The following is a 10,351-nucleotide window of genomic DNA, read 5'->3' on the forward strand; positions in this document are numbered from 1 at the left end:
GCCCCGTACCGGGGGGGGGTCCAGACCACGCCAACCCGGCCCAACACCCCCCCGCCCGCCGCCGGGGCCCCGCCGCGGCGGGCACCGGCGAACCGGGTCAGCGGATCATCGGGACGAGGTAGCGGACGGCGAACGCGCGGGCGCCGTCGTCGTCCAGCGGGATGTGCCCCTCCGGCGTGAGCAGGAGCGAGTGCGTGAGCCGGATCAGGATCTCCGCCACCACCTCGGGGTCGAACGCGCCCGCGTCGCCCTGCCGCTGCGCGGCGCGCAGCCGGCGGGCCAGGTAGCCGCGCGCGGCGGCGAGCAGCGGCCCGGCGCGGCCGGTGGCGTGCGGGAGGAGCAGGTCGGGCTCCAGGACGAGCAGCCGGTTCACCAGCCGCTGCTCGCGGCTGATCCGCAGCGTCGCGACGAACCCCTCGACGAGCCGCTCCTCCACCGTCGGGCAGGCCGCGACGGCGGCGTCCAGCTCGGCGAAGAACCGCCGGGCCTCGCGCAGCAGCACGCCCGTCACCAGGTCGTTCTTGGTCGGGAAGCGGCGGTAGAGGGTGGCGCGGCCGAGCCCGGACGCGCGGGCGACGTCGTCGACGGTGGTGCGGCGCAGGCCGAACGTCCCGTACAGATCCAGGGCGGCGTCCAGGATCCTGTCGACCTGCGGGCCGGACACCGCCGGGTCGGCGAGCAGGTCGGGCAGCGGCGCCCGGTCCGTCGGCTCGGTCATGATGCCCCCGAGCCTAGTGCGCGCGCCGGGCCCGCCGCATGGCGCGCGCCGCGATCGGCGAGTAGCGCAGCCGGTCGACCAGCACCCGGTCGCCGGCGCGCATCGCCTGCGCGAACAGCCGGAAGCGCCGCTCGTCGGCGGGCGTCCAGCGCAGGCCGAACCGCTCCCGCAGGACGGGCGGGAGGCAGCCGACGCCCATCCGGCCCAGCATGACGGTCGGCGGCCCGGCGACGCCGGACCAGGCGAGGTCGGGCAGCGGCCAGCGCGGCGGGGGCGGCAGCGGCTTGCGGTCCAGTTCGATGAGCAGCCGCACCGTGGCGTTGTCCTCCAGCCGCTCGTTCACCATCGTGTCGAAGTAGTCGCGGAACGCCTCCGGGCTGTCCGGGATGTGGCGTTCGGTGATGCCGAGCGCCAGCGCGAGCCGCGCCCATTCGCCGTGCAGGACGCGCTCGCGGTCGGGCGGGATGGGCGTGCCGAACAGCCGCTGCGTCTGGATCATGCCGTGCAGCAGGGTGGCGTGCACCCACAGGTAGGCCTCGGGGTTGAGGGCGTGGTAGCGGCGGCCCTGCGCGTCGACGCCCTTGATGTCCTTGTGGATCTCGCGCAGCCGGGCGGCCTCCCGCCGGCCGCGCTCCTCGCCCCGGTAGCCGAGGAAGTTCATCGTCGACTCGACGGTGCGCAGGAGCCGGCCCCAGCGGTCCTCCAGGAACTCCGAGTGCTCGGCGACCCCGGCCCCGACGACCGGGTGGGCGACCTGCAGGAGCAGGATCGCCCGGCCGCTGAACGCGCTCCGCCAGTCCCCCGCGTACCGCCAGATGAGGGAGCCGGGGCCGGGGATGGCGCCGGCCTCGGTCCGGCCCGGCTTCACGTCGACGTCGGTCATCACGCATCACCCGCTCTGAGACGTTGATACGTCTTTTGTATCAAGCATTCAGCAGGGCGGCCAGAGGTCATGAACAGGTTCGGGATCCCGCCCGAGCCGCCGCGCGCGGCGACGGCGGCGCGCCGCCCCTGACCGGAGCGGCGCGCGCCGCCCGCGCGCGGGAGCCCGGCGGCGTCAGCGCCGGTTCGTCGGCTGGGCGGCGGGCTCGCCCGGGACGTCCGCGCCGGTCGCCGGTTCGTGCGCGGGCGCGTCCGCGTGGCCGGGCCACCAGGCGGCGTGCCCGATCAGCGCGGTCACGGCGGGGGTGAAGAACAGTGCCATGACGAACGCCGCGATCGCGATGCCCGCCGAGATCGCGAAGCCCATCTGCAGCAGGGTGGAGCCGCCCGCCAGCATCAGCGAGGCGAAGGTGCCGGCGAGGATGACGCCCGCCGCGGCGACGGTCGGCCCCGCGTACCGCACCGACAGCGCGGCCGCCTCGCGCGGCGACCGCCCCTCCCGCGCCTCCTCGCGCAATCGGGCGATCATGAGGATGTTGTAGTCGGTGCCGAGCGCCACCACGAACAGGTACATGATCACCGGCAGCATGAAGATCAGCCCGGGCTCGCCGCGGAGCTGCTGGAAGATCAGCACGCTGGCGCCGAGCGTCGCGGCGAACCCGAGCCCGACCGACGCCATCAGGTACCAGGGCGCGACCACGCTGCGCAGCAGCAGCCCGAGGATCACCATGATCAGCACGGCGGCGACCGGGAACACGACGGCGTAGTCGTGGTCGACCGCGGCCTGGATGTCGACGAACACCGAGGTGATGCCGCCGACGACGGCGGTCGTCCCGGCCGGCGCGGCGTCGTGCGCGGTGGCGCGCAGCGGCCCCTTCACCGTCTTGATGGCCGACGACGACTCCGGCTTCTCGGCGAGCGTGACGCGGAAGTCGGCGACGCTCCCGTCCTTCGACAGCACCGGGTCGGCGACGTTGCCGACGCCGTCCACCGCGGCCAGCTTCGCCTTGTACCCGGCGAGGCCGGCCTTGTCGAGCGGCGTCCCGGCCGTCGAGCGCAGGTAGACGTCGGACGGCTCGGTGGCGCCCGCGGGCAGGCCCTTGAGCAGCTCCTTCTGCCACACCGTCGACTCGGCGCCCTTGGGGATGGAGCCGCCGGACAGGTCGAAGTTGGAGTGGAAGCCGAGGGAGAAGGCCGCCAGCACGGCCAGCAGCAGGCCGGAGACGACGGCGAACCGGCCGGGGTGGCGGCCCATCGACGCGCCGATCGCGGCGAACCGGGCGCCCTTCGGCTCGTGCCGCCACGCCTTGGACGGCCAGAACACCTTCGTGCCCAGCAGCGACACCACCGCGGGGATCAGCGTCAGGCCCGCCAGCAGGGTCGTCGCCACCGCGATCGCCAGCGCGGGCCCGAGCGAGCGGAACAGCGCGAGGGTCGACAGGACCAGGGCCAGGAACGCGATGATCACGGCGCCCGCGGCCGACGAGATCGCCTCGCCGACCCGGGCGATCGCCGACACCATCGCCGTCTTGGAGTCCTCGCCCGCGCGCAACCGCTCCCGGTACCGGAACATCAGGAACAGGATGTAGTCGGTGCCGACACCGAACAGCACGACGATGAGCATGGAGCTCACCGAGCTGTCGGTCTTGAGGTCGAAGACGTCGTTGGCCCAGCCGATCAGCCCGGTCGCGATCTGCGACACCGCGCCGATGGTGATCACCGGGAGCAGCGCGATGATCGGGCTCCGGAAGATCACCAGGAGCAGCACCAGGATGAGCCCGATCGTGGCGGCCCCGGTGATCGCCTCGGCCTTGGCCCCGGCCTCCTGGCCGTCCAGGTTCTGCGCGGCGGTGCCGGTGATCCCGCCCTTGAGGCCGGTGCCGTCCAGCTCGTCCTCCAGCGCGGACCGCAGGTCCTTGACCGCGTCGGTCTGGTTCTTGCCCTGCGTCCCCTCCGGCTTCGGCATCTGCACCGAGATGATCTGGATCTTCTTGTTCCCGGTGGCCGGGGCGGTCTGCACGGCGGTGACGTTCTTGATGTGCGCGTCCTCCAGCGCCTTCCCGACCGAGGCGACCCGCCCCGAGTCGGCCGCCGTCAGCGGCGCGCCGTCCTGCCGTTCCAGCACGATGATGGCGGCGGGCGTGGCGGCCTGCGGGAAGGCCTTCTGCTGCAGGGTCTGCGCCTGGATGGACTCGTAGTGGCTCGGCAGGAACGACGCCTCGTCGGTGGTCGCGGTCAGCTTCGGCGCGAGCGCGACCACGGCCACCGCGGCCACCAGCCACACCGCGATCACCCGCCAGGGGTGATGCACGACGACGCGTCCGATACGAGCGAACAAAGCCGCTTCCTTCCTCATGTCGATCGGGGTCCCGCCCCGGCGTCGGGGCGCCCGGCGCGGGCTCACGCGTCCCCGTCCCCGCCGGAGGCGCGGCCAAGCGTCCGCAGGGCGGCCCGGGCCATCGCCTCGCGCAGCGTCTCGTCGCTCATCGGCGGGTCGGCGGCGCCGGTCATGAACATGCCGCCGAGGGCCATCCACGCGGCGACCTGGTCCGCCGGGTCGGACGAGCGGCCCGCCAGCGCGTCCGCCAGCCGGTCGCCGAGCCCGTCGAGCGCCGGGTCGGCCGGTGCGGTCCGCTCCGGCAGGGTCTCCAGCAGCACCTTCATCTCGCGCCGGAACCGCACGGTGAGGTCGGCGAACGCGCTGACGGCCGTCAGCGCGGCCTCCTCGCCGTCCAGGCCGGCCAGCCGCGCGTCCAGCGCGACGGCCTCCCGCTCCACGGGCGCCAGCAGCTCGGCGAGGATCGCCTCCTTGTTGGCGAAGTGGTACAGCAGCGACGCCTTCGAGCAGCCCGCGTCGGAGGCGATGTGCTGCAGGGACGTGCCGCGGAAGCCGTACTGCGCGAACGAGCGCAGCGCCGACTCCAGGATCTGCCCGCGCAGGGCGGCCGGGGTACGCGCCATGGCCACCACGTTAACTGTCCGATCGGTCAGGGTCTGACCGATCGGACAGGGCAATTCATGTGATCTCCGACACCGCGCAGGAGCACCGGACGATCTCCTTATCCTTGGGCGCATGGCGATCAGCTGGACGGCGGGACCCATGGAACTGCCGGGCGCGGTCCAGTACACGCTGGTCACCGGAAGCGAGCCCACCGACCGGTGGCATGTCGCGGTGGCCCTGCCGCCGCCGAACCTGCGGAAGGCGGCGGGCCCCGGCCCGTATCCGGTGCTGTACCTCCTCGACGGCCTGTTCACGTTCGCCACCGCGGCGCAGATCGCCCACACGACGCTGGCCTACGCGGCGGGGCAGCTGCGTCCGGTCGCCGTCGTCGGCATCTCGCCCGCCACCGACGACCTGCGCCGGCTGAGCGCCCAGCGCGCCCGCGACATGACGCCGACCAGCGCCGTCTCCGGCTACCTGCAGGTGAGGACCGCCTACGGGACGGGCGGCGCGCACGCGACGCTCGACCTGATCCGCGACGTGATCGCCCCGCACGTCGAGTCCGCCCATCCGCTCGACCCCGCCGACCGGGGGCTCGCGGGGTTCTCCCTCGGCGGGCTCTTCACGTGCTGGGCCCTGGCGCGCCGCCCCGAGGGGTTCCGCCGTTTCCTGGCCGTGAGCCCGTCGCTGTGGTGGGACGACCACCTGCTGCTCGACCCGCATCGGACGCCCATCGCCGCCCCGGACGCCGCCGACGTCTACCTCGCCGTCGGCGAGCTCGAGGACGGCCCGCACCGCGGCTGGCCGGTCATCGAGGCCGAGATGCTCAGCACCCTGTCCGGCCTCGACATGGTCGCCGACCTCGCCGCGTTCACCGACCGGCTGAAGCGGTGCCCGGGCGTCGGCGTCCGCAGCGAGGTCATCCCCGGTGAGCAGCACGCGACGGTCTGGCCCGCCGCCGTGACGCGCGGCCTCGTGCACCTCTACCGCACCGACCGGAGCGCCCTTCCGTGACACCCGCCCGGTGCCGCGCTCCCGCCGGGAGGGCACCCCGTAAGGTGAGGGGCATGGGTGCGGAACCGCAGGTCAGGGCGGTCGGGCTGGTCCTCCATCCGACCAGGCCGGTGGGCCCGTCGATCGAGACGATCGTGGCGGCCGCCCGCGACCGCCCGGCACGGGTGCTGGCCCGGCCCGCCGACCGGCACCGGGTGCCGTCCGGCGTCGAGGTCGTCCCGGACGCCCGGTTCGCGGCCGAGGTCGACGGCCTCATCGCGCTCGGCGGCGACGGCACGATCCTCGGCGCGATGCGGCTGGTGATCGACCGTCCCGTGCCCGTCCTCGGCGTCAACCACGGCAACCTGGGGTTCCTCGCCGAGGTGCATCCGGCGCAGCTGCCCGCGGCGCTGGCGCGGCTCGCCGCCCGCGACTTCACCATCGAGCAGCACGCCGCCCTGTGCGTGGACGCCGGCCCGGTCGAGCCGACGACCCGGTCCGGGTTCAACGACGTCGTCCTCGGCCGCTCGTCCCGGTCCGGCGCCGTCTCCCTCGACCTCACCGTCAACGACCTGCGGTACGGCTACTACCGGGCCGACGCGCTGGTCGTGTCGACGCCGACCGGCTCCACCGCGTACAACTACGCCGCCGGCGGGCCGATCGTGTCGCCGTCCTCCAACGCGGTGGCCATCACCCCGGTCGCTCCGATGTCCGGGATCAGCCGGCCCGTCGTGCTCGGCGCGGCCGACCAGATCCGCCTCTGCGTCGCGGCGGACAGCGCGCCCATCACCCTCGACATCGACGGGACGGCCGCCGCCGAGCTCGGGCACGGGGACCGCCTCACCGCGACGATGCTGCCGGAGGCCGGCCAGGTCGTCCGGCTGTCGGCGCGGGACCACGCCAGCCGCAGCCGGGTGAAGCTCAGCCTCCTCGACCTCCCCCTGCGTCCGGACCAGCTCCTCGAGCTGATCCCGCCCGAGCTGCGCCGCGACGCGGAGGCCGCGGCCGGGCAGCTCCAGGCCCCCGGCTCGCCCGGCCTCGCCTGACCGCACGCCCGCTTCAGCCCGGGGACGGATGGTGACGCCCGTTCCCGGGCCGGGCCGCGCCACCGGGCCGGTTTGGGACGGCCCAGCGCCGGCGCCGTCCGGGCGGCCGATATGAAGTGTCCGGGGTTTCCCCCGTAGTGTTCATATACCGGTTTATAACGCCTGCCGGGCATGAGCACAGACATGGAGCGTCCCGTCAGTGACCGCAGCGCAGGCCCCGCGCGCCCATGATCCCGACCCGGGGCCCGGAACCACCCTGGACGGCGACACCGAGCGGGACGCGGGCCGGACCCGTCCCGGCGGCGAGCGGCCGCCGCGGCAGCGGCCGCCCGGACGTCCGGACGAAAGCGGCACGCCGGAGGATTCCGGCCCCCGGCGCCCGTCGCTGAACCGGTTCCTGCGCCACCCGGTCACGCTCGTGACGGCGATCGCGGCGGTCCTGCACCTGCTGTGGCTGGCCACGCTCGCCAGCAGCGGCGGCGACCTCGCGGCGCAGGACGCCTGGGCCGAGTTCGCGGGCCGCCACCCGGGATCGGCGTACAACCTCGCCTGGTACGGCGGGATGCACCCGGTCTCCTACAGCGCCGTGTCGCCGTACGTGATGTCGGTGCTCGGCGTCCGGACCACGATGATCATCGCGGGCACGGTCTCGGCGGCGCTGATGACCGTGATCCTCACCCGCAGCGGGCACGTCCGCCGGCCGCTCTGGCCCTCGCTCGCCGGCGTCCTCGCGCTGATCTGCAACGCGGTGTCGGGGCGGGTCACGTTCGGCCTCGGCCTGATGTTCGGCATCGCCGCCGCCGCGATCGTCTTCAGCACCCCCCGCCCGCTGCGCGGCAACCGCTGGGCCAAGGCGGTGGCCGCCGGCCCGCTCGCCGGCCTCGCGACCGCCTGCTCCCCCGTGGCCGGGCTGTACATCGGGCTCGTCGCCGCGGCCCTGTTCCTGCAGAAGCGCAGGCCGGCCGCCTACGCGCTCGGGGTCGCGCCCGTCGTCGTGGTCGCGGTGTCGGCCTGGCTGTTCCCCTTCTCGGGCACCCAGCCGATGCCGCTCGGATCGGCGATCCTGCCGATCGTCTTCGCGGTCGCCGTCATCGTCCTGGTCCCCCGGGAGTGGCGGACGGTCCGCATCACGGCGGTCGTGACCTCCGCGACCGTGCTGTTCGCCACGCTGATCACCTCGCAGATCGGCACGAACATCACCCGGCTGCCGATGCTGTTCACCGGCGTCGCGCTGATCGCCGCGCTGCCGTTCACGGCGCCCCGCTCGCGCAAGTGGTACGCGATCGTGCTGGTGTTCCTCGGGTTCACGACCTGGATCGGCATCAAGACGGTCCAGGACGTCGTCCGCGCCCACCCGGCCGCCGCCTGGACCCGCCGCCTCGCGCCCCTCGTCCACGAGCTGCGCAAGGCGGGGGCCGAGCGCGGGCGGGTCGAGGTCGTGCCGGCGCGCTCGCACCGGGAGGCCTCGGCCCTCGCCCCCTACGTGAACCTCGCGCGGGGCTGGAACCGCCAGGCCGACATCAAGCGCAACCCCCTCTTCTACGACGGCACGCTCACCGTGGGCACGTACCACGACTGGCTGAAGCACTGGGCGGTCCACTACGTCGTCCTCCCCGCGGACGCGCCCGACAACGGCGCCGAGCGCGAGCGGGAGCTGGTCGGCAACGGCCTGCCGTACCTGAAGAAGATCTGGAGCGACAGCAACTGGCATCTGTACGCCGTCACCGACCCCGCGCCCCTCGCCGAGCCGAACACGACCGTCGTCCGCGCGGAGCAGAACGAGATGACGCTGAAGGTCGGCGCACCGGGCCGGATCCTCATCCGCCTGCCCTATTCGCCCTGGCTGAGCCTGGTCGACGGGGAGGGCCACAGCCTCCAGCCCCCCTTCGAGACGGATGCGTCCAAGCAGATCCGCAAGTACGACGACAGCCGGCCGCCGCAGTACGAGAACCCGAACGGCTGCCTGGCGCCGACCGCACCGGACGCTTCGGGCGACTCCTGGACGGAGCTCGTCGCCCCGAGGGCCGGCACCTACCGGCTGGCCGCCCCCTACAAGATGCCGCGCGGTACGTCCTGCCCCAAGGAGCTGCGCGGCCCGGCCCTGAGCGGCCCCTAGCCCACCAGCACGATCTTGCCGCGGGCGTGGCGGCCCTCGCTCAGCTCGTGCGCCGCCGCGACCTCGGTGAGCGGGAACGCCGCCGCGACCGGTACCCGCAGGCGCCCCCGGGCGGCGAGGGCCACCGCGATCGGCAGTCCGTGCACCGCCAGCGGGTCGGCGCCGACGCCGAGGGCCGCGCCCGTGTCGTCGACCGGCGCGCCGTGCGACATGTGCACGCCGTGGGACGCGGCGGTGAGGTCCGGGGCGATCGTCACCACGCGCGCCGGGTCCCCGGCGATGGCGACGAGGTCGGGCAGCGCCCCTCCGGCGCAGTCGAACACGGCGTCCACCCCGTCCGGGGCGAGCGCGCGGACCCGCTCGGCGAGCCCCGCCCCGTACGTCGTCGGCTCCGCGCCGAGGGACCGCAGGAAGCCGTGGTTCCGCTCGCTCGCCGTCCCGATGACGGTGGCACCCCGCGCGACCGCCATCTGCACGGCGACCGTGCCCACGCCGCCGGCCGCACCCTGCACGAGCACGGTCTGCCCGGCGCCGACCGCCAGCCGGTCGAGGACCCGGGTGGACGTCTCGACGGCTCCGGCGGCGCCGCCCGCCTCCTCCCAGCTCCACGCGGCCGGCTTCGGCGCCCAGGCGGCCAGGACCGCGAAGTCGGCGTTCGCGCCGCGCGCCGTCATGGCGGTCATGCCGAACACCTCGTCGCCGGCCGCGACGCCCGTGACGCCCTCGCCGACCTCGTCCACGACGCCCGCCGCGTCGAACCCCGTCCGGTACGGCAGGGTCACGGGCACCAGGCCGCGCATAGCCCCGGACCGGATCAGCGTCTCCCCCGGCGAGATCCCCGACGCCCGGACGGCGACGCGGATCTCGCCCGGCCCGGCGTGCGGCGCCTCGACCTCGGCGATGCGCAGGACGCTCGGCGGGCCGTACTCCTCGAACTGGACTGCTCTCATGCCGCCCGACCGTAACGGAACACCCCGTCCGCTTGACTAAAGTGAGAGCGGTGACGGACGAAGTGGTTCGGAAGCTCCGCTCGGACGCCCGGGACAACCGGGAGCGCATCCTCGACGTGGCGCGCGAGGCGTTCGCGGCCGAGGGCCTGGACGTCCCGATGCGGGAGATCGCCCGCCGCGCGCGCGTCGGCCCGGCCACGCTCTACCGCCGCTTCCCGACCAAGGAGGCGCTGCTCACGGCGGCCTTCGCCGAGCAGATGGCCGCGTGCATCGGCATCGTCGAGGAGGGTCTCGCGGCCGCCGACCCGTGGCGGGGGTTCGCCGCGGCGATCGAGCGGCTGATGGAGGTCCACGCCCTGGACCGGGGCTTCGCCCACGCCCTCACCTCGCAGTACCCGCAGGTGTACGACTTCGTGGAGGGCCGCGAGCGCACGCTGCGCGCCCTGGCCGAGCTGATCCGGCGGGCGAAGGAGACGGGCGGGCTGCGCAAGGACGTCGTCATCGAGGACGTCGTGCTCGCGCTCATGGCGAACGAGGGCATCCGCGCCGGGTCGCGGGCGGCGCGGCTCGCGGCCTCGCGCCGCTTCGCGGCCCTGATGATCCGGTCGTTCGCGGCGGACGCGCCCGCCGCCGCACTCCCGCCCGCCGTCCGGCTGGCGAAGCGGGGGCGGTAGGACGTGGGTGGTGTAGGGTATGTGTGTTTTG

General features: G+C 74.4%; 9 protein-coding genes. 4 read left to right on the forward strand and 5 right to left on the reverse strand.

Annotated features, from left to right (window positions below):
* Nucleotides 1-97: 97 nt before the first annotated feature.
* The 4 genes from AB0C78_RS49825 to AB0C78_RS49840 form a co-directional block, all read right to left on the reverse strand.
* Nucleotides 98-718, reverse strand: coding sequence for a TetR/AcrR family transcriptional regulator (locus tag AB0C78_RS49825; protein ID WP_360762587.1), 621 nt, complete (start codon nt 716-718; stop codon nt 98-100).
* A gap of 13 nt (nt 719-731) precedes the next feature.
* A complete protein-coding gene (locus AB0C78_RS49830) occupies nt 732-1,601 on the reverse strand; it encodes an oxygenase MpaB family protein (protein WP_360762590.1) in 870 nt (289 codons plus the stop codon).
* 174 nt (nt 1,602-1,775) lie between these two features.
* The gene (locus tag AB0C78_RS49835; protein WP_360762593.1) at nt 1,776-3,938 is read right to left on the reverse strand and encodes an MMPL family transporter; all 2,163 of its coding nucleotides are present in this window, start codon (nt 3,936-3,938) and stop codon (nt 1,776-1,778) included.
* A 62-nt stretch (nt 3,939-4,000) separates the two neighbouring features.
* Complete coding sequence (locus tag AB0C78_RS49840; protein ID WP_360762596.1) at nt 4,001-4,561, reverse strand: TetR family transcriptional regulator; 561 nt, start codon at nt 4,559-4,561, stop codon at nt 4,001-4,003.
* A gap of 112 nt (nt 4,562-4,673) precedes the next feature.
* On the opposite strand from AB0C78_RS49840, the gene AB0C78_RS49845 reads away from it, so the two are divergent.
* The 3 genes from AB0C78_RS49845 to AB0C78_RS49855 all read left to right on the forward strand — a co-directional run bounded on the left by AB0C78_RS49845 (nt 4,674) and on the right by AB0C78_RS49855 (nt 8,696).
* Nucleotides 4,674-5,555 carry an alpha/beta hydrolase-fold protein gene (locus AB0C78_RS49845; RefSeq protein WP_360762599.1) on the forward strand — a complete coding sequence of 294 codons (882 nt, stop codon included), beginning with the start codon at nt 4,674-4,676 and terminating at the stop codon, nt 5,553-5,555.
* A gap of 53 nt (nt 5,556-5,608) precedes the next feature.
* Nucleotides 5,609-6,580 (forward strand): NAD(+)/NADH kinase, encoded by a 972-nt coding sequence (locus AB0C78_RS49850; RefSeq protein WP_360762602.1) that lies wholly within the window; start codon nt 5,609-5,611, stop codon nt 6,578-6,580.
* A gap of 199 nt (nt 6,581-6,779) precedes the next feature.
* A complete protein-coding gene (locus AB0C78_RS49855) occupies nt 6,780-8,696 on the forward strand; it encodes an MFS transporter (RefSeq protein ID WP_360762605.1) in 1,917 nt (638 codons plus the stop codon).
* On the opposite strand, the gene AB0C78_RS49860 is transcribed toward AB0C78_RS49855, so the two are convergent.
* Entirely contained in the window at nt 8,693-9,646 is a 954-nt protein-coding gene (locus AB0C78_RS49860; RefSeq protein WP_360762608.1) for an NADP-dependent oxidoreductase, read from the reverse strand. The two genes, AB0C78_RS49855 and AB0C78_RS49860, sit on opposite strands and share 4 nt — an antisense overlap.
* A gap of 50 nt (nt 9,647-9,696) precedes the next feature.
* Between AB0C78_RS49860 and AB0C78_RS49865 the strand changes: the two genes are divergently transcribed.
* A complete protein-coding gene (locus AB0C78_RS49865) occupies nt 9,697-10,320 on the forward strand; it encodes a helix-turn-helix domain-containing protein (protein WP_360762611.1) in 624 nt (207 codons plus the stop codon).
* Nucleotides 10,321-10,351 lie beyond the last annotated feature (31 nt).

Source organism: Actinomadura sp. NPDC048394 (genome assembly GCF_040651755.1).
GTDB lineage: Bacteria > Actinomycetota > Actinomycetes > Streptosporangiales > Streptosporangiaceae > Spirillospora > Spirillospora montaniterrae.